Annotated in this window: 17 protein-coding genes; 6 read left to right on the forward strand and 11 right to left on the reverse strand. The window is 69.0% G+C overall.

Translation table 11 applies throughout. The annotated features are described in order from the left end of the window. Position 1: 1 nt before the first annotated feature. The 5 genes from J7495_RS02440 to J7495_RS02460 all read right to left on the reverse strand — a co-directional run bounded on the left by J7495_RS02440 (position 2) and on the right by J7495_RS02460 (position 6,799). The gene (locus J7495_RS02440) at positions 2–1,912 is read right to left on the reverse strand and encodes an asparagine synthase-related protein (protein ID WP_294054474.1); all 1,911 of its coding nucleotides are present in this window, start codon (positions 1,910–1,912) and stop codon (positions 2–4) included. Between the two features lie 81 nt (positions 1,913–1,993). After that, positions 1,994–2,164: a hypothetical protein gene (locus J7495_RS02445; RefSeq protein ID WP_294054475.1), complete on the reverse strand. Its 171-nt coding sequence runs from the start codon at positions 2,162–2,164 to the stop codon at positions 1,994–1,996. A 167-nt stretch (positions 2,165–2,331) separates the two neighbouring features. Next, the gene (locus J7495_RS02450; protein WP_294054476.1) at positions 2,332–3,546 is read right to left on the reverse strand and encodes an MFS transporter; all 1,215 of its coding nucleotides are present in this window, start codon (positions 3,544–3,546) and stop codon (positions 2,332–2,334) included. Further along, the gene (locus J7495_RS02455) at positions 3,543–4,544 is read right to left on the reverse strand and encodes a 4Fe-4S dicluster domain-containing protein (protein ID WP_294054477.1); all 1,002 of its coding nucleotides are present in this window, start codon (positions 4,542–4,544) and stop codon (positions 3,543–3,545) included. Before J7495_RS02455 ends, J7495_RS02450 begins: the two co-directional genes overlap by 4 nt. An 11-nt stretch (positions 4,545–4,555) precedes the next feature. After that, positions 4,556–6,799 (reverse strand): TonB-dependent receptor, encoded by a 2,244-nt coding sequence (locus J7495_RS02460; protein ID WP_294054478.1) that lies wholly within the window; start codon positions 6,797–6,799, stop codon positions 4,556–4,558. 407 nt (positions 6,800–7,206) lie between these two features. Here J7495_RS02460 and J7495_RS02465 point away from each other — a divergent pair, with 407 nt between their 5' ends. After that, positions 7,207–8,349 carry a hypothetical protein gene (locus J7495_RS02465; protein ID WP_294054479.1) on the forward strand — a complete coding sequence of 381 codons (1,143 nt, stop codon included), beginning with the start codon at positions 7,207–7,209 and terminating at the stop codon, positions 8,347–8,349. Positions 8,350–8,592: 243 nt separating this feature from the next. On the opposite strand, the gene J7495_RS02470 is transcribed toward J7495_RS02465, so the two are convergent. Genes J7495_RS02470 through J7495_RS02485 form a run of 4 tightly spaced genes read right to left on the reverse strand, consistent with a single transcriptional unit; the run spans position 8,593 to position 14,409 of the window. Beyond that, positions 8,593–9,732 carry a hybrid sensor histidine kinase/response regulator gene (locus J7495_RS02470; protein WP_294054480.1) on the reverse strand — a complete coding sequence of 380 codons (1,140 nt, stop codon included), beginning with the start codon at positions 9,730–9,732 and terminating at the stop codon, positions 8,593–8,595. Continuing rightward, a complete protein-coding gene (locus J7495_RS02475; RefSeq protein WP_294054481.1) occupies positions 9,729–10,301 on the reverse strand; it encodes a chemotaxis protein CheB in 573 nt (190 codons plus the stop codon). The genes J7495_RS02470 and J7495_RS02475 overlap by 4 nt, the downstream gene beginning before the upstream one ends. After that, a complete protein-coding gene (locus tag J7495_RS02480) occupies positions 10,298–11,122 on the reverse strand; it encodes a protein-glutamate O-methyltransferase CheR (RefSeq protein ID WP_294054482.1) in 825 nt (274 codons plus the stop codon). The genes J7495_RS02475 and J7495_RS02480 overlap by 4 nt, the downstream gene beginning before the upstream one ends. Positions 11,123–11,124: 2 nt before the next feature. Further along, entirely contained in the window at positions 11,125–14,409 is a 3,285-nt protein-coding gene (locus J7495_RS02485; protein WP_294054508.1) for a response regulator, read from the reverse strand. Positions 14,410–14,470: 61 nt separating this feature from the next. Here J7495_RS02485 and J7495_RS02490 point away from each other — a divergent pair, with 61 nt between their 5' ends. Then, positions 14,471–14,635 carry a hypothetical protein gene (locus tag J7495_RS02490; RefSeq protein WP_294054483.1) on the forward strand — a complete coding sequence of 55 codons (165 nt, stop codon included), beginning with the start codon at positions 14,471–14,473 and terminating at the stop codon, positions 14,633–14,635. A 409-nt stretch (positions 14,636–15,044) separates the two neighbouring features. Here J7495_RS02490 and J7495_RS02495 read toward each other — a convergent pair whose 3' ends face one another. Next, positions 15,045–16,214 carry an acetyl-CoA acetyltransferase gene (locus J7495_RS02495; protein WP_294054484.1) on the reverse strand — a complete coding sequence of 390 codons (1,170 nt, stop codon included), beginning with the start codon at positions 16,212–16,214 and terminating at the stop codon, positions 15,045–15,047. Then, positions 16,211–17,557, reverse strand: a complete 1,347-nt coding sequence (locus J7495_RS02500) for an MFS transporter (RefSeq protein ID WP_294054485.1) — start codon at positions 17,555–17,557, stop codon at positions 16,211–16,213. Before J7495_RS02500 ends, J7495_RS02495 begins: the two co-directional genes overlap by 4 nt. A 186-nt stretch (positions 17,558–17,743) precedes the next feature. Between J7495_RS02500 and J7495_RS02505 the strand changes: the two genes are divergently transcribed. From J7495_RS02505 to J7495_RS02520, 4 genes are all read left to right on the forward strand, one after another. Then, positions 17,744–19,288, forward strand: coding sequence for an AMP-binding protein (locus J7495_RS02505; protein WP_294054486.1), 1,545 nt, complete (start codon positions 17,744–17,746; stop codon positions 19,286–19,288). Between the two features lie 13 nt (positions 19,289–19,301). Then, a complete protein-coding gene (locus J7495_RS02510) occupies positions 19,302–19,850 on the forward strand; it encodes a carboxymuconolactone decarboxylase family protein (protein ID WP_294054487.1) in 549 nt (182 codons plus the stop codon). A 65-nt stretch (positions 19,851–19,915) separates the two neighbouring features. Then, positions 19,916–20,572, forward strand: a complete 657-nt coding sequence (locus J7495_RS02515) for a TetR/AcrR family transcriptional regulator (protein ID WP_294054488.1) — start codon at positions 19,916–19,918, stop codon at positions 20,570–20,572. A gap of 81 nt (positions 20,573–20,653) precedes the next feature. Then, on the forward strand, positions 20,654–21,661 hold the full coding sequence (locus J7495_RS02520) for an MBL fold metallo-hydrolase (RefSeq protein WP_294054489.1): 1,008 nt from the start codon (positions 20,654–20,656) through the stop codon (positions 21,659–21,661). The last annotated feature ends 6 nt before the right edge of the window (positions 21,662–21,667 follow it).

The raw sequence follows: 21,667 nt of genomic DNA on the forward strand, positions 1-21,667 counted from the left end.
GTCAGCCGGTCCAGGTCGGCAATCCGGGACAATCGCGCTCGATCCAGCGCAGATATTGGCCGATGTGCAGCGCGAGCAGCGCCTTGCGCAGTCGCACGGGATCGGTGGCCGCGTCCATGTCGCGCGACCACGGCCCCACAAACGCGTCCAGCGCCGGGAGGTTCACCAGCTGCGGGGCCAGGGCCGAATCCCCGAGCAGCGCCAGCTCCTCCCCGATCCAAAGGCGCGCGCCGGCGGCGCGGTGACGATATTCGGGGCATTGCCGTCCCTTGCGCTGCTCGTTGACGACCGCGGGCGGCAGTCGGTCCGCGAGCATGCGCCGTGCGAGCGAGCGGAGCTCGCCCCCGCGCAGATATTGTTCCTGCGGCACCGCTAGGCAGAATTCGAGCAGTGGCAGATAGCCCAGCGGATCGCGCGTCTCGGTGCCGAAGCGGCGGCGGCGGCCGATATTGGCGATGCGGCGGCCCTCGAGCGTGTTGCGGAACAGCGGGACCAGATGCTGCAGGGTGGCCGATCGGGCCTCGCCGCGCGCCTTGGCCGGCGACGGCATGTCGCGGAAGAACTCCTCGAGAGCGGCGTCCTGCCGTCCGCGGATGGCATTCGCGGCGGGGCGGAGCCATGGGGGAAGCAGCGGCGGCAGGGCGGATTGCCGAAGCAGTCGCCAGACGCTGGAGCCTCCCCGCGATCGATCCAGCGCCGCCGCTTCCTGCCAGAGCGCGCGCAGCCGCCCCGCCCACAGCAAGTCGCGCAGATGATGCAGCCCGCTGTGCGAGAGCGTGAGGTTCCCGGCATGGCCGACCAGGACGGTACGCGCGCCGATCTCGGCGCCGCGGCGATGGAGCGGGGCGAACCAGCTCAGGTCGAGCAGGCTGCGCTGCGGGAGCGCGGTCGTGGCGAAGATGGCGGTCGGGTCGAGATCTTCGCGCGCGATCGGTTCGGCGGGGATGTGGTGTGGGGCGACGTTGGGATAATGGTCGGCGGTCGCGGTGGCTGGTGTCGCTTCGTCGAAGAAGATGCCGCGCGGCATCGGCGGCAGCGGCGCACCGGGCTCGGGCACCGCGGTCAGCGCGTGCAGCTGAGTGCCGGGAGCGAGCCGGGCGGCGGTAGCGACGACAGCGCTCGAATCGAGCCCCCCGGAGAGCTGGCAGACCAACGGCCTGGCGACGCGGGCGTGCGCAGCGACTGCCCGGTCCAGCAACTCGCGGCCGGCCTCGACATAATCTCCGTCACGACGCAAGTGGAGCTGCTTCGCCCAGTCGAGCTGCCAATAGCGATCGGCGCGGGCAGTGCCGTCGCACCAGGAGAGCCTTCCGCCGGGCGGGATCTGGCGGATGTGCTGAAAGAAGGTGCGACCGTCGCTCGGCCAGTTGCCGCCTGCGAACCCTTCGATCGCGGCCATGTCCGGATTTCGCGGCACGCCGGGCACTGCCAGCAGGACGGCAAGATCGTTGGCGAACAGGATGTGATCCGCGCCGGCGTACCAGAAGATCGGCCGGCCGCCGGTGGTCTGGTCGCAGGCCAGGGTGAGGCGGCGATCCACGCCGTCCCACGCCGCGATCGCGAAATCGCCCAGCAGATGCCGCGGAGCCTCGGCTCCCCATCGCTCCCACGCCGCGGCGAGCAGGTCGCCGTCCGGGGCCGCGCCGGCCCCGGGCGGCAGCGCCAGCGCCTCGATCAGCGGATGCCGGTTGTCGATCCGACCGTCGAAGGCGGCCGCGCCTCGGCCCAGGATGAGCGGCAACGCGCCGCCAACGTCTTCGGGCGTCGTCGGAACCGCGTGCTGGACCAGGATCGCATGCCGGTCGAACCACGAGGACGGCTCACCGCTCGCCTTGGCCACCAACCCGGCGAAACCCCGCTTCCAATCGGCCGGAATTTGCCGGCGATGGACGCCGCCAAGCAGGATCGTCATTGCGCGACCGGCTGTCGAAACAGATCGCCCACGGCAATCCGCGGGGCAATCACCGCGGTCTTGCAGCGGGAGGGAAGCGCGTCAGGAGGTCGGATCGGACGCGATCGTCGCGGTATCGCAAACGAAGGTGCCGCTGTTCGCGGTCACCGACATCGGCACGATCGACATTTGGGGCGCTGCCCATTCCGGCTTCGCCGCGTCCGCGTCCGAGCGGAGTTGGGCAGGGCGAGGATGAACGTGGTTTTCGGACATTGCACAATCCCTCTGTCGGCCGTTGGCGCCCTTACCCAAGCAGTCAGGGCATGACAAGATGAGCAGGCCGCCCGTGGCTCGAAACCGGCAGCGCTTTCGAGATCGCGCCGGCCCGAGCCCGCCGAGGTCGGCCCGGCCGGGCCCGCGGTCGTCGCGCGCGGCCCGACTCACGCCGCGCCGGTCGAGACTCGCTCGGACGGGTCCGGAACCCGGGTGCGCGACAACCACCGCACGGTGGCTAACGAGAGCAGGAGCAGCGGCAGCAAGGCCAGGATCGCGTGATCGGGATTGCCGGTTCGCGCGAGGAGTGCCCCCGCGAGCAGGGGGCCCAGCACCGCGCCGAATCGCCCGACGCTCACCGCGAAGCCTGTACCCGTGCCGCGTACCGTCCGCGGGTAGAGATCGGTCGCGACCCCATAGAGCAGGAACTGGCCGCCGCTCAGGAAGAAACCGAGCCCGAAGGAGGCCGCCGCGGCGGCCAGCTCGGCGCGTCCCGCGACGAGCATCAGCAGCACGCTCGCGATCATGCCGGCCCAGGCCAGGCCATGGACCACCGTCGCGTTCAGGCGGCGCGCGAGGGCACCGAAGGCGAAGCCGCTCGCCGCGCCGCCGAGGGTGAGCGTCATCACGATCCGCCCGGTCGCGGCACGGTCGAAGTCGCGGGCGATCATCAGCGATGGCAGCCAGTTGACCATCATCGCGACCGAGATCGCGACGCACAGGGTCGTGACCCAGAGCAGTGCGGTCGGCACCGCGCGCTGCTCGCCTGTCAGCGCGAAGCCAACGGTGGTCTCGCGGGGGCGGTCGCCGCTATTCGGCGGGAAGGCGGGCAGGAGGAACTGGCAGGCAAGCGCGACCAGCAGCGGCGCGAGGCCGCCGATCCAGAACATCGCCTGCCAGGAGAGGCCGGGCATCGTCACGGTGAGCGCCCCGAGAAAGGCGCCGCCGAACGGCATCGCCGAGCCGAGCATCGTCACGCGCGTCGTGGTCCTGCCTGCCGGGCTCGTCTCGTTCACCAGCGCCAGGATGTTGGGAAGCGCGCCGCCGAGCCCCAGCCCAGCGAGGAAGCGCATCGCGAGCAGCGCAGGCAGGTCGCGGATCAGCGCGCTGGCGATGCTGAACAGCCCCAGCACGACCAGCGACGCCACCAGTACCCGCCGCCGCCCGGCGAGGTCGGCGATGCGTCCGCCGGCCAGCGCGCCGATCAGCAGCCCGATCCCCGCTGCGCCGAACACCCAGCCGACCTGCTGCGCGCCCAGCCCCAGCACCCGCGAGAGGTGCGGCGCGGCGACGCCGGCGACCAGCATGTCATAGCCTTCGCACAGCCCCGTTGCGAAGCAGAGCGCGAAGACGCGCCCCGCCGACACAGGCGGCTCGCTCACGAGGCGTCGCCCTGCGCGGCCTGCGCCTCGCGGCGGCGCGCCATCTTGACCAGCAGATTGTCCGCCACCCCCGGCCGCGCCCAGGGGCAGACCGCGATGCAGATCGCGCAGCCGGCGTGGTCGGCGAAATACGGGATGCACTTGTCGAAATCGACGTACCAGCGCTCGACTCCGCGCACCCATTGCTTCTCTTCCGAGATCGCGCCCGGCGGGCAGGCATCGGTGCAGACGCGGCAATGGGCGCAGAAGCCGTCCGATCCGAACTCGTCGGGCCCGTCGAGCGACAGCGGCATGTCGGTGGTGACCCCTGCCAGCCGCAGGTTCGATCCATAGCTTCGGTTGATCAGCGAGCCATGCTTGCCGAGCTCGCCGAGCCCCGCGTCGATCGCCGCCGGGATCAGCAGCAGCGACGCGGCGCGCGGGCCGGGGAAGGGCTTCGCCATATAGCCCTGCCGCCGGATCCAGTTCGCCAGCGCATAGCTGGTGCGCGTGCCGCGGGCATATTGGCGGCCGACCTCGGTGATCCCGCGCCCGCTCTCGGGGCTGTCGGTCACCTGGCGCAGCTCCTCATAGTCGTGCGCGATGCCGAGGACGATGACGTTGGGCTCGTCGACCGAATAGCCGTCGACGATATAATGGTCCTTCATCGCCGTCGCGCCGAACAGATCGGCTTCATTGTCGAGGGCGAAGGCGCGGGCGAGCGTCGCCCAGGCCTCTGGCGTGCGGTCGGCGCGCTCGGAGTTGACGGGCTCGAGGTCGGGGTAGGTGTTGGCGGCGGCGAAGGCCGCGGTCGCCGCGTCGTTCACGCGGCAGCCCGCGCTCGCGATCGCCTGGAGCGCGCCGAACGGATGCTGGTCCGCCGGGTGCCAGAAGAAGGGCGAGGCCCGCCGCGGCTCGCGCTCGCCGAGCCCGTTGATCGTGTTGCCCGATGCCGTGCCCGGCCAGGAAGCCGTGACCTGGTCCGAAGGCGTGTAGCTGCGCGGTTCGCGTCGTGCCATCGCGTCCTCCCTCAGAAGCTGACCGCGGCGCGCACGCCGAACTGGCGCGGCGGCAGCGGCACGACGAACACGTCCCCGCCGACCAGCGGGTCGCTGGACGGGAAGGTGGCGTCGAAGGTGTCGAACAGATTGTTGACGAAGGCAGTCAACCGTACGCCGTGCCCCGCGTCGAAGCTGATGCTCGCATTGACGCGGTCGTAGGAAGGCGCGGTCAACTGGTCGCCCGACTTGGAAGCGCGGGTGTTGTCCTGGATGATGATCGAATCGACGAACCGATATTCCGCATGGAAATCGAGCCCGCGCTCGCCGACCAGCGGCAGGTGATAGTCCGCCGCCGCGAACGCCGTCGTCTCGGGGACATTCTCGAACGGCGTGCCCGAGAAGTCGGTCTTGTCGGTGGGCGTGAACACGCGAACGAAGCTGTCGAAGCGCGAGCGCGAATAGGAAAGCGCGCCGCGCAGCCGCAGCCCCTCCACCGGCCGTATCGAGAGCTCGGCCTCGAGCCCCGTCACATGGCTGCCCGCGGCATTCTCGACCACGCTCACCGGGGTCGGGCCGCCGCCCGGATCGGGGATGACGTTGGTCACCTGCTGGTTGCGGATCTCGATCCGGTAGAGCGCGAGGTTGAAGGTCAGCGCCTGGTCGCGCGTGGCGGCCTTCAAGCCCAGCTCGTAGTTCTGCGAGGATTCGTCGGCATAGGGCGAATTGGCTGCGGCACTGCCTGATCGGTTGATGCCGCCGGCCTTCCAGCCCTCGGCATAGGTGGCATAGGCGAGCACGCCGGGCGTCAGCTTGTACGAGGCAGAGGCCATCCACGAGAAGTTGCTGTACTTGGCGCGCGCGTCGCGGTGCACCGGCTGCTTCACGTTGAGCGGCGGGCCGAACACCTGGCCGCGATCGCCGGTGCCGACCACCGCTTCGTGCGACCAGCGCCCGCCGGCGGTGAGCTCCACCTTGTCGGTGACCTGCCAGCTGGCCTGGCCGAACGCCGCATAGCCGTCGCGGTCGTCGATGTGGTTCTCGTAGATGTAGAGCGCGGCGGGGAAGGGGACGGTGCCCGGCCCGACGCGGCGATAGCGGTCGAAGTCCTGATCCTGGCTGAAATAATAGCCGCCGACCAGCCAGTCGACCGGCCCGGCGCTGCCGTTCAGCCGCAGCTCCTGGCTCTTGAACTTCTGCCGGGTCTGGACGTCGAGCGTCGCGCCCTTGAAGGTCTGCGGGGTAGTCGAGACCGGCGGGAAGGCCGGCAGCGTCGCGGTCTGCTGGACACTGATCCGGCTGTCCATGTCGGTGAACACGTCGGCGCTCGAATAGCGGTAGCCGGTGATCGACGTCAGCGTGATCCCGCCGCCTAGCTCGGCCGAGACGTTGAGCTGGACGCCGTGGTTCGACTTGTTGTCGGGCGCGTCCTGGTCGACCACGCTCTCGTAGCGGTGCGTGGCGAGGCGCACGCCGCGGATCGCTTCATTGTAGTTGCGGTTGGTATAGTCGCCGACCAGCATCACTTCGATGCCCTCGGCCGGCAGCCAGCGCAGCACGCCGCGCACCGCGGTCTGGCGCGACCAGTCCTGGTGTCCGCCGAGCACGATGTTGTCGAGATAGCCGTCGGTGCGGCTATGCTGCAGGCTGACTCCGGCATAGAGGCCATCGGTCACCGGGCCGCTGACCGAGCCCGCCGCGCGAACGCTGCCGAACTCGGCCGCCTCGAGCTCGGCGCGCCCGCGCAGTTCTTCGCCCGGGCGCCGGCTGACGAGGTTGATCGCGCCGCCCTGGGTGTTGCGGCCGAACAGCGTGCCCTGCGGCCCGCGCAGCACTTCGACGCGCTCGAGGTCGAGAAAGGCCATGTCGAAGCCGAGCTGAGGGATGTACATGCCGTCGAGGAACACGCCGACCGCAGGCTCGAGCCCCGCATTGAAGCCCACGCCGCGCATCGTGAGATAGGCGGCGTCGGCGCTGTTGTTGACGCTGCCAGGCGCGCTGAACAGCCCGGGTACTTCGCCATACAGGCCGTTCACGTCCTGAATGTCGCGGGTCTGGAGATCGGTGTCGCTCAGCGCGGTGACGGCCAGCGGCACGTCCTGCAGCGTCTCGGCGCGCTTGCGCGCAGTGACGATGATGTCGTCGCCGCTGCCGCCCGCCGAATCGTCGCCGGCGACGGCGGTGGGCGTCTCGTTGGTCTGTGCGAAACAAGGCGCGGCCGCGACGAGCGCAACCAGCGACAGTCCGCCCGCAAGCGGAGTCCAATGGCTCTTCATTATGGTTTTCCCCTCCACCCGAAGCCTCGGGCGGGCAAAGGATGGAGAGGCTTTGACAACGGAGGCAAGGGGCTTTCTGGGAGCGCCCGCGCAATTTCCGGGAGGGGCCTCACTTTTGTTGCCTGGCGGCAACAATGTAGTAACATACCTACATTTTATATCGGCTTTGGCCCGTTCTGATGGCCCATCCGGCTGTCACGGGAGGCGAATCGGAGGCACCGGCGGCCGGCGAGGTGGCGTGGAGAGCAGCGGCCGCGCATCATCCGGATCGGTGTCGATTTCCATTGTGCCGCGATGCCGGAATCAGGGAGACTGGCCGCCGCGGACTCAGGCAGTCAGGCGGCGCGTGGTCCGCGAACGAGCGACGCCGGACCGCTGCCCGCGACGACAAGCGATGGAGGGGGACGATGACGACCAAGGAGCGGATCGACGCACTGGTTGCCGGCCTGAACGCGAACCAGGCCAGCGACGCGGCGGCTGCAACCAGCGTGATCGCGACGAGCATGGTTCAGCTTTCCTATTTCGCCTACAACGAGCCGATCGACACCATTCCGAGCGATGTGGCGGATCCGGGCAAGGTCTTCCCGCCGATCAGCGACACGCACTGGCAATGCGTCTGGGGGCCGGTGATCGATAGCGACGACGGCAATCTGCTCTACGTCGCGGGCCTGTTCGCCGGCAGCGCCGACAACCCGATCCAGTCCTCGCCCTTCGCCGTGGCGGTGGTCAACCGCGGCACCGCTGCGCCCAGCGTCGAAGGGTTTCTCTCGGACCTCTACGAGGATGCGACGCCGGTTCCGCAGGACCAATGGCTGAACGATCCCAATGCCTGGATCGCGAACGGCAGCGACTCCGCGCTCTCGACGGTCACGTCGCTCGTCTCGAACGGCAAGACGGTGCTCGACTATCTCTGCGCGCTGTCGCCGGTCGACGGGCATGAGCCGGTCATCCTCGTCACCGGCCACAGCCTGGGCGGGTGCATCGCATCGGTGCTGGCGCCCTGGCTGGTCGCCAACCTGCCTGCCGCCAAGGCGGCCTGGCTGACTCTGATCACCTTCGCGGGGCCTACGGCAGGCAACCAGGGCTTTGCGGACGATCTGGTGGCCGCCTGTCCGCTGCGGCAGATCTACGTCAATCCGATGGATATCGTGCCGATGGCATGGTGGAACGTGAGCGCCATTCCGGACATCTATGGCTGGTGGTACACCGATCCCGTGGTCTATGCATGGGCTGGGACGACGATCGCCGCGCTCGACGTGCTGGCCTACCCCTATGCGCCCGTACCCAGCAACATTCCGCCGCTGCCGGGGGCTTTCATCCAGCTGCAGGATCCGATCTTCGGGCTCGAATGGTTCCAGGAAGCCTATGCGCAGCATTCCTGCGCCAACTACATGCTGCTGATGGGGCTGGTGCCGCCCTACGCCTTCTCGGCCGACGCACCGCGGATGCAGCGGCTGGAGGATTCGCAGCGGGCGGCGCTGGAGGCAGTCGCGAGCGAGGGGCTGCATCCGACGGTGCTTGGAAACGAGCGCGGCGTGCTCGCGCACTGACGGCTCCGGTTTCGTTGCCGGCCGACGCCCGTCCTGACCGAGATCGCCTGGCGCCGTGCGCCGGCCGGCTCAGGACGCCGCGTTGGATCGATCAGGGCGAGCCCGAGCGCGACGAGCAGATCGTCGGCTGGATCACCAAGTCGTCGCGCTCGATCGCCTGCCATTGGCGCGGGCCGCACCCTTGGCGCGGCGGGCGGAGGGAGGCCGGGAGAAGGCCCGCCGCGGGGACGGTGTCCGCCGGGCCTATCCTCGAAGCGGGATGCGCACGGTGAAGGTGCTGCCTCTGCCCTGGCCTTCGCTGTGCACTGCGATCGTGCCGCCGTGCAGGCCGACCAGCTGATGCACCAGCGCCAGGCCGATGCCCAGGCCGCCTGCGGCCTGATCGCGGTGATCGTCGACCTGGGCAAAGATCTGGAAGATCCTGGCCTGCATCGCAGGCGGGATGCCGACGCCGTTGTCGCGCACCTCGATCTCGACCTGCTCGTCGTCGCGCCGCGCGGCGAGCGTCACCTCGCCGCCCTCGGGCGTATATCGCGCGGCGTTGTTGAGGAGGTTCGCGACGATCTGGGCCACACGGGTATGGTCGGCTTCCAGCCAGATCGGTTCGGTCGGAAGATCGAGGGCGAAGCTGTGGCCCGCGGCCTCGAGATTGGGCTGACTGGCCTCGATCGCCGAGCGTAGGATAGTGTCCAGCTGGACTCGCTCCTTCTGCAGCGAGATCTTGCCCTCGGTGATCCGCGAGATGTCGAGCAGATCCTCGATCAATCGCGACAGGTGGACGAGCTGGCGCTCCATGCGCTCCTTGACCAGTTCGGCCTGGTCGGCGGTGCGCGGCTTGCGAAGCAGGTGCATCCCGGCCAGCAGCGCCGCGACCGGATTGCGGAGCTCATGCCCCAGCACTGCGATGAACTCGTCCTTGCGGCGGTCGGCGTCCTTCAAGGCCTCGGACGCCGCTTCGAGAGCGTCGCGCTGGGCGGCGAGGAACTGGCGCTGGCGATACAGGTCGAAGAATATCTCGGCCTTGCTCCGGAGCACGTCACCCTCGATCGGCTTCTGGATGAAATCGACGGCGCCCGCCTCATAGCCGCGGAAGCGGCGCTGCGCATCGGCGACGCCGGCGGTCACGAAGATGATCGGTACGTGCCGCGTCCGTTCGTTGCCCCGCATGAACTCGGCAAGCTCGAAGCCGTCCATGCCGGGCATCTGAACATCGAGCAGCGCGAGCGCGACGTCGTGGCGCAGCAGCAGCTCGAGCGCCTCGTCGCCCGAACGCGCCTTGAGCAGGACGACCTCGTCGCGCCGAAGGAGCGCCTCGAGCGAGAGCAGATTCTCGTCCAGGTCGTCGACGAGGAGGAAATGCACCGGTTCGATCCCGTTGCTCATGCAGTGGCTTCCATCAAGAATTGCGCGATTCCTGCGAGGGTTAGGGCGCGCGCGCTCGGGCACGCCTTGAGTGCCTCGATCGGCATGGTGTCGGCGTAGGCGGTGGCGGGTTCCTCGACCAGCGTCGTTCCCCCGGCGTCGGCCACGGCCTTGAGGCCGAGCGCTCCGTCGGCATTGGCACCGGAGAGGATGATGCCGATGAGCGCCGCGCCGAACGCGTCCGCAGCGCTTTCGAAGAGCACGTCGATCGAGGGCCGCGAGTGCTGGACGGGTTCGTCGTTCGCGAGCGAGAGCGAGCCGTCGTTCTCGACGAGAAGGTGGTAGTCCGCGGGCGCGAAGTAGATGTTGCCGGCGAGCGCGGGCTCCTTGTCCTCGGCTTCGCGCACGACAAGCCGGCATTTGGCCTGGAACAGCGGGGCCAGGATGTTGCTGCGGTCTGCCGGCACATGGACGACGATCAGGATGGGCAGCGGATAGTCGGCCGGCAGCGTCGGCAGGATCACCGAAAGCGCCTGGATCGCGCCCGCCGACGCGCCGATCGCCACCGCGCGGAAGGGAGTGCCGCTCATGCGTCGCGTCTCTGGTAGATCTTCTCGGCGCGGACGAAGTCGCCAAACGCGCCGGCATGTGGCGAGAAGCGCAGATTCTCCTTCGAGCCCAGGCCGAGGAAGCCGTTTCGGACGAGCGAATCCTTGAACAGGCCGATCGCGCGGTCCTGCAGGTCCCGGTCGAAATAGATCATGACGTTGCGGCACGAGATGAGGTGCATCTCGCCGAACACCGCGTCGGTCACCAAGCTGTGGTCGGAGAACACCACCCGCTCGCGCAGGCTCTTGTCGAACACCGCGCTGCCATAAGCGGTGGCGTAATAATCGGAGAGCGAGGACTTGCCCCCGGCTTCCTGGTGGTTTCGCGTGAAGCCGGCGATGCGGTCGAGCGCGTAGATGCCGCGCGAGGCCGCCTCGAGTGCCTCGGCGCTGATATCGGTCGCATAGAATTGCGTCCGGTCCTCGAGTCCTTCCTCGCGGAACAGGATCGCCAGCGAGTACACCTCCTCGCCGGTGCTGCAGCCTGCGATCCACACCTTCAGGGACGGATAGGTCTTGAGGCGGGGCACGACCTTTTCGCGTAGCGCCCGGAAATAGCCGGGGTCGCGGAACATCTCGCTGACCTGGACGGTAAGGTAGCCCAGCAGCCGCGGCAACAGCGCCTCGTCGTGAAGCAGCCGTTCATGCATCGCCGAGAAATTGGCGAAGCCGAGCTGCCCGAGCGCCTGGCGCAGCCGCCGGCGGATCGAAGCCTGGGCGTAGTTGCGGAAATCATAATGGTAGCGCTGGTGCAGCGCCTCCAGCAGCAGCCGGATCTCGATGTCCTCGATCGCGTCGGTCATTCCTAGCGCGGCATCCAGACCCGGACGAGCGACAGCAGCCGGTCGACGTCGAGCGGCTTCGCCATATAGTCGCTCGCGCCCGCGTCGAGGCAGCGCTGCTGGTCGTCGGGCATCGCCTTGGCGGTGAGCGCGAGAATCGGCAGCTTCTTCCAGCGCGCGTCCTCGCGGATCGCGCGCGTGGCGGTCAGGCCGTCCATCACCGGCATCATCACGTCCATCAGCACCAGATCGATCTTCTTGCCTCCGTCCTCGGCTGAACGCGCGAGCGCGTCGATCGCTTCACGACCGTTGCGAGCGATTTCGATCTCGGCGCCGCGCGGCTCCAGGATCCCGGTCAGCGAATAGACGTTGCGCACGTCGTCCTCGACCACGAGGATACGCCGGCCCTCCAGGATCGCATCGCGGTTGCGCGCCTGCTGGATCATCCTCTGCTGCTCGGGCGGCATGTCGGTCACGACCCGATGGAGGAACAGCGAGACTTCGTCGAGCAGCCGCTCGGGCGAGCGCGCGCCCTTGATGATGATCGAGTCCGAATAGCGCCGGAGCTTCTGCTCGTCGTCGGGCGACAGATCGTGCCCGGTGTAGACGATAACCGGCGGGAAGCCGTTGTCGCCCTCGGCATGGAGCTGTTCGAGCAGCGCGAAGCCCGAGGCGTCGGGCAGCGACAGGTCGAGCACGATGCAGTCGAACGTCTCGTTCTGCAGCCGCTCGATGCATTCGGCGGCGGTGCCGACTTCGACCGTCTCGACCTCGTCCGACGCCAGCAGGGCGGCGACCGCGTTGCGCTGGATCTCGTCGTCCTCGACGATCAGCACGCGACGCATCGTGCGCGCCAGCCGGGCGGCGAACGTCTCGAGCACGCCCGCCAGCTCCTCGCGCTTCACCGGCTTCACCAGATAGCCGATCGCGCCGAGCGACATGGCGGTCTGGATATGGTCGTGCGCGGAGACGACATGGACCGGGATATGCCGCGTTTCGGTATCGCGCTTAAGGCGGTCGAGCACCGAAAGACCGGACTGGTCGGGCAGTCCGACGTCGAGCACAACTGCGCTGGGGCGGTGGCGGCGCGCCAGCTCGATGGCTTCCTCGGCCGTGCCGGCGACCAGGCATTGGAAGCCCATCTCGCGCGCGAGATCGCGGATGATCGCGGCGAAGCTGGTGTCGTCCTCGACCACGAGGAGAATGCGTTCGCCCGCGCCGAGATCGTCGCGATCATCGTCCACGCGGCGCGGAAGCGGGGAGGGCGGGGTTCCGGCTTGAGTCGGCGCCTCGGTTCCCCGCGGCCGGGCGGTGGGCTCCTCGCGCGGCGCGACCCGCGCGGGATCGTACGCGACCGGCAGCGTCAGCGTGAACCGGCTGCCCTTGCCGGGCTCGCTTGCCAGCGTGATGCCGCCGCCCAGCAGGCGAGCCAGCTCGCGCGAAATCGAGAGCCCGAGGCCCGTTCCGCCATAGCGTCGGCTGATCGTGCCGTCGGCCTGGCGGAACGCCTCGAAGATCTCGCGCTGTTGGTCTTCGGCGATGCCGATGCCGGTGTCGGCGACGGTCAGCGCGACCTGCTCCTTGCCCGCGCGCTCCATCGAGAGGCGGACGCTGCCGGTTTCGGTGAACTTGAAGGCGTTGGACAGCAGGTTCTTGAGAATCTGGTCGAGACGCTGGCGGTCGGTCTCGATCGTCTCCGGGCAATCCTCGGCGACTGCGATCTCGAAATCGAGCTTCCGCTCTCCGGCGATCGGCTGGAAGACCTGGCGGAGGTCGGCGGTGAGACGCTCGACCGCCACGGTCTCGGGGCGCACCTCGACCTGGCCGGCCTCGATCTTGGACAGGTCGAGGATGTCGTTGATCAGCGCGAGCAGGTCGTTGCCCGAGGACTGGATCGTCTGCGCGTACTTGACCTGCTCGTCCGAAAGGCTGCCGTCGGGATTGTCGCCGAGCAGCTTGGACAGGATCAGCAGCGAATTGAGCGGGGTGCGCAGCTCGTGCGACATGTTGGCGAGGAAGTCGCTCTTGTAGCGGCTCGCCTGTTCCAGCTCGCGCGCCTTCAGCTCGACGGCGGCGTTGGAGCGGGTCAGGTCGTCGCGTTGCACTTCCAGCTGCTGCGCCTGCTCCTCGAGCTGGGCATTGGTCTGTTCGAGCTCGACCTGCTGCTGTTCGAGCCGCGCCTGCGATTCCTTGAGCGCTCGGCCCTGCTCCTCGAGCTCCTCGTTCGAGACGCGGAGCTCCTCGCTCTGGACCTGCAGTTCCTCGGCCTGGCGCTGGGTCTCCTCGAGCAGGTTCTGCAGCTCGGCCCGCAGGCGAGCCGAGCGGATCGCGATGCCGATCGACGCGGACGCGCGCTCGAGGAAGGCCAGGACGTCCTCGCCCACCGGCTGGAGGAAGCCGATCTCGATCACGCTGGTGACGACCCCGTCGGCGAGCGCGGGTACGATCAACAGGTGGCGCGGTTTGTCGTGACCGAGCGCCGAGCCGATCGTCAGATAACCCTCGGGGATGTCGCCGAGCAGCATCGAGGTGCGATCGGCGGCGACCTGGCCGAGCAGGCCCTGCTTGACGTCGAAGGTGTCGACGATCTTGGCGTCCGCGGCCAAGCCGTGCGCGGCGATGCGGCGATAACGCTGTCCGTCGCCCGCGAAGATCGCGCCGCCCTGCGCGCCAAGGAACTTGGCCAGGAAGGCGAGGATGTTCTCGCCCAGCTCGGGCTTGGCCTTGTCGCCGAGCATCGCCGCGGCGAGCTGCGCCTCGCCTGCCTGGAGCCATTGCTGGCGCTCGCGCACGATCGTCGCGCGGCGGATGAGGAAGCCGATCAGGAGCGTCAGGCCGACGCCGAGCACGCCGGTGAGGATGCCCGCGGCCCAGGCAGTGCGATATGCCCCCTCCATCTCGTCGATGCGCATCTGGCGCAGCCGCGCCTCCTCCTGCTGCATCAGGTCGAGCTGGTTTCGGATCGCGTCCATCTCGACCCTGCCGCGGTCGCTGGCCACGAGCGCGAGCGCCGCCGCGGCGCCGCCGCTACGGCGCAGGTCGATGGTGTCCTTCAGTTCCCCGAGCTTGGCGTCGGCGTGGCGGCGCAGCGTCGCGAGGCGCGATTGCTGGGTGGCGTTGTCGCGGGTCAGCGTCGCGATGGCGTCGAGCCTGGGGCCGGCTTGCGCGCGCGCCTCCTCATAGGGCGCGAGATACTGGTCGTTGCCGGTCAGCAGATAGCCGCGCTGGCCGGTCTCGGCGTCCTGGAGCGTGGAAAGCAGCTCATCCAGCGACGCGATCACTTCGTGCGAATGCAGGATCTTGTGCATGTCGTCGCGAAGCGTCTGGATGTTCTGGTAGGCGACCACGCCGCTCACGAGGAAGAACAGGATGACGGCCGCCAAGCCGAGGCCCGCCCGAAGATTCACGCCAGAGCTTGGCGCGGCAGCGCTGCGCGCGACTGAAGGCGACATCGATCCCATCCCGTTTCTTGGATATTCCCGGGCGCGCATATCGGCGATTTGCCCGCAAAATCAAAACTATTCGCGTGGCTGATGGTGGTACGACGCAGCCTCGCCGCTTTTGGCGTGGGATAGGTTATCCCAGGTTAGAATGGGGCTGCCGAAAGTCGGGGATGCCGCTCGAGGCGACCATCGGCCGGGAGCGGATCTTCCCGAACGCCTGAGCGCCATTGCGCGAAAGGCCGCCCCTTGCGGGACGGCCTTTCCATTGTCTTCGCCGAAGCGGCGGGCTCAGCCGAGCCAGGCCTCCGCGGGGGAGGCCATGCTCAGACGATCTGCCGCGAGCGGCATGGGACAATGAGACATCTGACCACCTCCTTTCGATTGTTGACGATCGACGGAATATGGGTCCGCGATCGTGGGGCTTCAAGCGCGCGCGGAGCACGATACGCCGCTGTTCCAGGCCCGGCTTGCAATCGCGAGATCGGGTCGCAGGCCCGCGCTCAACGATACCGCTCGAGGATCGAGCAATAGTTGGCGACGGCCACGCCGCCCATGTTGAACACCGCGCCGAGCGTCGGCGAGGGCAGCTGCATCGCGTCCGCTTCCCCCGCGAGCTGCATCGCCGCGACCACATGCATCGAGACGCCGGTAGCGCCGACCGGGTGGCCCTTGGCCTTGAGGCCGCCCGAGCGGTTCACCGGAAGCGCGCCGCCGGCCTCGGTCCAGCCTTCCAGCGCGGCACGGGCGCCCTGGCCGCGGGGCGCGAGCCCCATCGCCTCATATTCGATGAGCTCGGCGATGGTGAAACAGTCATGCGTCTCGACGAAGGAGAGGTCGGAAAGCGCCGCGCCCGCCGTGTCGAGCGCGCGGCGCCAGGCGAGCGCGCCGGCCTCGAACCAAGTCGGATCGCGCCGCGACATCGGCAGGAAGTCGCTCGCCTGGCTTGCGGCGCGGAAGCGGATCGCGCGGCGCAGCGTCCGTGCGGTCTCGACGTCGGCGAGCACCAGTGCCGCGGCGCCGTCGCTGATCGGCGAGCAGTCGGTGCGCTTGAGCGGCCCCGCGACAAAGGGATTCCCGTCCGAGGGCGTCCGGCAGAAGTCGAAACCCAGGTCGCGGCGGAGCTGGGCATAGGGGTTGTCGAGCGCGTTGCGGTGGTTCTTCGCGGCGATCCGCGCCAGCGCGTCGGACTGGTCGCCATAGCGCTCGAAATAGGCCTCGGCGACGCGGCCGAACAGGCCGGCGAACCCGGCGGGCGTATCGCCTTCCTCGGCGCGGTAGGAAGCGCTCAGCAGATGGTCGCCGGCCTGCGCGCTGGAGGCCGAGGTCATCTTCTCCGCCCCCACCACCAGCGCCAGCCGGCCGCGCCCCGCCGCGATGAAGTCGCGCGCCGCATGGATCGCCGCCGAGCCCGAGGCGCAGGCATTCTCGCAATGCACGGCCGGCTTCATCCGCAGCTCGGGCACCGACTGCATCGGCAGCGAGCTCGGGAAGCCCTGGCGGCTGAAGCCTGAGTTGAAATTGCTCACGAAAACGCCGTCGACCTCGCCTGCGGCGATCCCGGCATCGTCGATCGCCGGGCGGGCGACACGCGCGATGAGCTGCTCGACGTCGATGTCCTCGAGCTTGCCGAACGGGCTATGCGCCCAGCCGACGATGCAGGCCTCGCTCATGCGGCGCCCCCAGGCGCGAGCCGGCTGCGACGCAACGCCTCGAAACCGTCGCGGTTGGCGAAATAGAGCAGGATCACCGCCAGCGCGGCGGGCAACGCGGCGAAGGGCACGGCGAACGAGAGCTGCTTCGGGCCGAACAGATGGTCGCTGGCCAGCCCCACGACGAGCGGCCCGCAGCCCGCCCCGCCGAGGCCGAGGAGCAGCACCATCAGCGCCGACCCCTGGCCGCGCAGCCGGTTGGGAAACATCTCCTGCACCATCACCTGTCCGCTCGCCGAGGCGAAGGGCAGCGCGGTCAGGCATAGCGCGACGCAGGCGATCGCAAGGACCGCGCTGCCGGCAAAGGGCAGCAGCGCCAGCCCGAGCGCCGCGCCCGCCGCGCCTGCCGCGCAGATCCGGAACTTGGCAGCGGTCACCCCGCGCAGGGTCCAGTGATCGGCTGCGAAGGCGCCGAGCAGCGCACCGGCGATGCCGCCCAGCGCCGAGATCGTTCCCAGCATCACGCCCACGCTCGCAGCGGGCTGGGCGAACTGGCGGATGAGCATGCTCGGCGCCCAGGCCATCACCGAATAGGAGGTGAAGGCGAGGAGCCCGTGCGCGAGGAACACCCCGGCCATCACCCGGGCATGCGCGCGGACATAGGCGAGGAAGCCGGGCTCGACCAGCGCCGATGCCTCCGTCTCGACTGCCGGCATCGGCATATCCTGCCGCGCGGGCTCGCGCATCGTCAGCACCAGCGCCGCGATCGCCAGCCCGGGGGCTCCGACCACCACGAACACCGTGCGCCAGGGCGCCAGCCCGCCGATCAGCGGAAGCGCTGGGCCAGCGGCCAGCCAGCCGGGCAGCAGCCCGCCCGCGACCAGCGACAGGCCGATGCCGACGTAGACGCCGAGCAGGTAGAAGCTCATCGCCCGGCCGCGTTCGCGCGGGCGGAAGCAATCGGCGATCAGCGAGCAAGCGGCCGGCGTCAGGCACGCCTCGCTCACGCCAACGCCCATCCGCGCAACGAACAGCCACCAATAGTCGGGCGCCGTGCCGCAGAGCATCGTCATCACGCTCCATGTGCCGACGCCCGCGGCGAGGACATATTTGCGCCGCCCGCGATCGACCCAGCGCCCGATCGGTAGCCCCAGCGTGCTGTAGAGGAAGACGAAGGCGAAGCCGTAGAGCAGGCTCATCCCCGAATCGCTGACGCCCAGGTCGTGCTTGATCGGCCCGACCAGGATCGCGAGGATCTGGCGGTCGAGGAAGCCGAACATCGTCGCCAGGAACACCAGCCCGCAGACGTACCAGGCCGACCGGCGCGAGGGATAGGGCGGGCTCGCCGCGGCCTCGATTCGCATCTTCTCTCCCTGTCGTCCCGCGCGGGATCGCGCCTCTGCCTTCTTGCGACTTGCGACTGCCTATCCGGGCACCGTGGGTTCCGGTCCAGCACTCGATTTGGACGCTCGTCCGAATGCGCGTTCGGACAGTTGTCCAGCCTTTGCGGTTGCCTGGGGCGGCGGCGGTGCGCCAGCCACGCGGAAACCATGGCGGGGGAGGGGCTGCGCGCGATGCGGATGATGGACTATTTCGACCAAGGCTTTCGCCGCCGGGTCGGCGCGCCGGCCTTCATCGCCGGGGAGCAGCGCGTGTCCTGGGAAGCCGCCCAGGCCCGGGTCGAGCGCGTCGCGGCGGCGATGGCGGCACGCGGGATCGCGGCGGGCATGCGGGTCGGCGTGTACAGCCCCAACGACATCGACGCCTTCTTCGCCATCCTCGCCGCCTTCCGGCTGGGCGCGGTATGGGTGCCGATCAACGCGCGCAACAGCGAGAAGGCGAACCGCCACTGGCTCGCGCTGATGGAATGCCGCTGCCTGTTCTTCCACCCCGCGCTGGAAGCGGAGACCGAGCGGCTGCGCCCGGCGCTCCCCGAGGACGCGCTGCTGGTCCGGCTCGACCGGCTCGAGGCGTTCGAGGCCGAGGCGCAGGGGCCCGCGCCGCTGCCCCCGCACGCGCCCGACACGCTCGCCAGCGTCTTCCCCACCGGTGGCACCACCGGCCTGTCCAAGGCCGCCGAATGGACGCTGCAGACCTGGGAGACGATGCTCGCCACTTTCTGGCAGTGCATGCCGTGCGAGACGACACCGGTGCATCTCGTCGCCGGACCGATGACTCACGCCGCCGGGGTGCTCGCCTTCTGCTGCCTGCCGGGGGGCGCCACCAACGTGATCCTGCCCAAGGCCGATCCGGCGGCGATCCTCGACGCGATCGAGCGCTACCGCGTCACCCACCTCTACCTGCCGCCCACGCTGGTCTACAGCCTGCTCGACCAGCCGGGCGTGCGGGAGCGCGACTATGGCTCGCTGCACTATCTGGTGATCGCCGCGGCGCCGATCTCTCCGGCCAGGCTCAAGGAGGCCGTGGAGGTGTTCGGGCCCGTGGTCTGCCAGTCCTATGGCCAGGCCGAGGCGCCGATGTTCATGACCTTCCTGCCCAGCCGCGATCTCGTCGCCGGGCCGGAGTCGCGCTGGTCGAGCTGCGGGCGCAGCACGCTGGCGACGCGGCTGGAGATCATGGACGCCGCCGGCGCGATGCTGCCCGACGGCGAGCGCGGCGAGATCGTCGCGCGCGGCAACCTTGTCACGCGCGGCTATTACCGCGATCCGGAAGCGACCGCTGCGGCGCGCCACGAGGGCTGGCACCGCACCGGCGACATCGGCGTGCGCGACGAGATGGGCTTCCTCCACATCGTCGACCGCGCGCGCGACATGATCATCACAGGCGGCTTCAACGTCTATTCGGTCGAGGTCGAGCAAGTGATCCTGTCGCACCCGGCGGTCCGCGACTGCGCGGTGTTCGGCGTGCCCGATCCGAAGTGGGGCGAGGCGGTGAATGCCGCCGTCGAGCTCAAGGAGGATGCTCGCGCCGAGCCCGAGGAGATCATCGCGCTGGTCAAGGCCCGTCTCGGCAGCGTCCATGCGCCCAAGACCGTGACCTTCTGGGCCGAGCTGCCGCGCAGTCCGGTCGGCAAGGTGCTCAAGCGCGAGATCCGCGATCGATATTGGAACGGCCGCGAGCGCGCGGTCGGCTGAAGGAGAGAAGGCGATGCCCCCCATTCCCTACAAGGACGATTATGCCGAGGATGCGCTCGACGTGGTCGCGGCGCTGCGCGAGCGCCGCGGCGGCCGGCTGCTGAACCTCGATCGCATGCTGCTCCACAGCCCCCGCATCGCCGCCGGCTGGAGCGCGCTGATGGCGCCGGTCCGCGCCAGCCCGCACGTCTCGCCGCGCCACCGCGAGCTGGCGATCTGCGCCGTCGCGAAGCTCAACGGCGCCGATTACGAGTTCCGCCACCACACCGGCCCCTGGCTGCGCGACGGCGGGACGCAGGAACAGCTCGACGCGCTGGACGACGTCGAGGCGGCGGCGCGGAACGAAGCGCTGTTCGACGAGGCCGAGCGCACTGTCCTCGCCTTCACGCTGGAGAGCACGCGCGACGTGCGGGTCAGCCCCGCGACCGTGGCGGCGATGCAGGCGCATTTCCCCGATCCCGCCGCCTATTTCGAGCTGATGATGGTGGTCGCCTCGTACAACATGGTCTCGCGCGTGCTGGTGGGGCTGGGGATCGAGTTCGAGACGCCGGTCGCGGCTTGAGCACCGGGCCGAAAGCGCACCATGCCGCTTGGCCGCGCGACAGCCGCGGCCTATGGTCGGGCTCGATGGCGAAGGCGGATGCGATCACGGCGCTGATGGACAGCGCGACGACGGTGTTCTCGCATCACGGCTACGAAGGCGCCTCGCTGCGGGACATCGCGGCGGGCGCCGGCCTGCCGCTCAGCACGATCAACGCCTATTTCGGCACCAAGGCCGATCTGTTCGTGGCGGTGATGCAGGGCATCTGGCGCGAGATCGAGGCCGAGCGCCGCGCGATGCTCGCCGAGCGGCTGGCGATGCGCGGCGTGCTGGTGCCCGACCTGCGCGATCTCGTCACCGCGCTGACCAAGCCCCTGGTGGCGCGCGCGCGGAGCAGCGATCCGGCGACTCGCCGCGCGCCGCGGCTGATGCGCCAATGGTTCACCGCGCCGTTCGAAGTGCGCGAGGCAATGCGGCGGCAGAACTTCAGCAACGCCTCGCTGCGCACCTGGATCGAGTCGGTGCGCGCGGCCAGTCCCGGCCTTTCCACCGCCCAGGCGGTCTGGGGCTTCTCGTTCATCGTCGGCGCGCTCTATTCCTATGAGATGATGGACAATCGCTACGACGAGATCCTCGATCCCGGCACCGACGACCCGGACACGGTGGCCGAATATCTGGTCAACTTCGCGGTCGCCGGGATGCAGGGCATCGGCGGCGCGCCCGGCTTGGACAAGCGTCCATAGCCGCTTGTTGTCGCGCGGTCCGGCCCACCTATCCATTGCAGCCCTCCCCCGAAAACGGGGCAAGATGGAGAGGGTTCGGCGATGGCCGCATGGCAATTCACCAAGGGTTTGCATGATATCGGCAACGGCTGCTGGGGCTATATCCTGCCCGACGGCAGCTGGGGCTGGAGCAATGCCGGGCTGATCGAGGACAGCGGCGAGACGCTGCTCGTCGACACGCTGTTCGATCTGAAGATCACCGCCGAGATGCTGGCGATCATGAAGGACGCCGTGCCCGCCGCCGCGCAGATCGGCACGCTGATCAACACCCATTCGAACGGCGACCACACCTTCGGCAACGAGCTGGTGACCGGCGCGCGTATCCTCACCACCAGTTCGGTCGATGCCGACATGGAGCATGTCATGCCCGACACGCTGGTCGACATGCTCGGCCGCTGGCGCGAGTGGGAAGGCGGCGACTTCATGCACCAGGTGTTCGGCGCGTTCGATTTCCGCGGCATCACCATCACCCACGCCACCGAGACCTTCGAGGGGTCGATGGGCCTGCAGGTCGGCAACAAGCACGTCCGGCTGGTCGACGTGGGGCCCGCGCACACGCGGAGCGACATCCTGGTCCATGTGCCCGAGGACAGGGTCGTCTACACCGGCGACATCCTGTTCGCCGGCGCGCATCCCGCGATCTGGTCCGGCCCCGTCGCCAACTGGATCAAGGCGTGCGACCTGATGCTCGGCTGGGACGTCGACGTGATCGTGCCGGGCCATGGCCCGATCGTCGGCAAGGACGAGGTCCGCGCGTTCAAGGCCTATCTCAACTATGTCTGGGACGAGACGCGCAAGCGCTACGAGGCGGGCATGGACTTCCTCGACTGCGCCTTCGACATCGCCTTGGGCGAGTTCGACGACTGGGGCGACGCCGAGCGCATGGTCCCCAACGTCATGACGATCTACGGCGAGCTGAGCGGCACGCGCCCGGTGCTGCCGCGCGAGCAGCTCTGGGCGCAGATGGGCCGCTACTACAAGCGCCGCCGCGCGCGCCGGGCCGACGCGCAGGGCTGCCCCGGCTGCACCGATCCGAGCCACATCCACTGATCCGAC

The sequence above is a fragment of the Sphingomonas sp. genome (genome assembly GCF_017745215.1).
In the GTDB taxonomy this organism is placed as follows: domain Bacteria; phylum Pseudomonadota; class Alphaproteobacteria; order Sphingomonadales; family Sphingomonadaceae; genus Sphingomonas.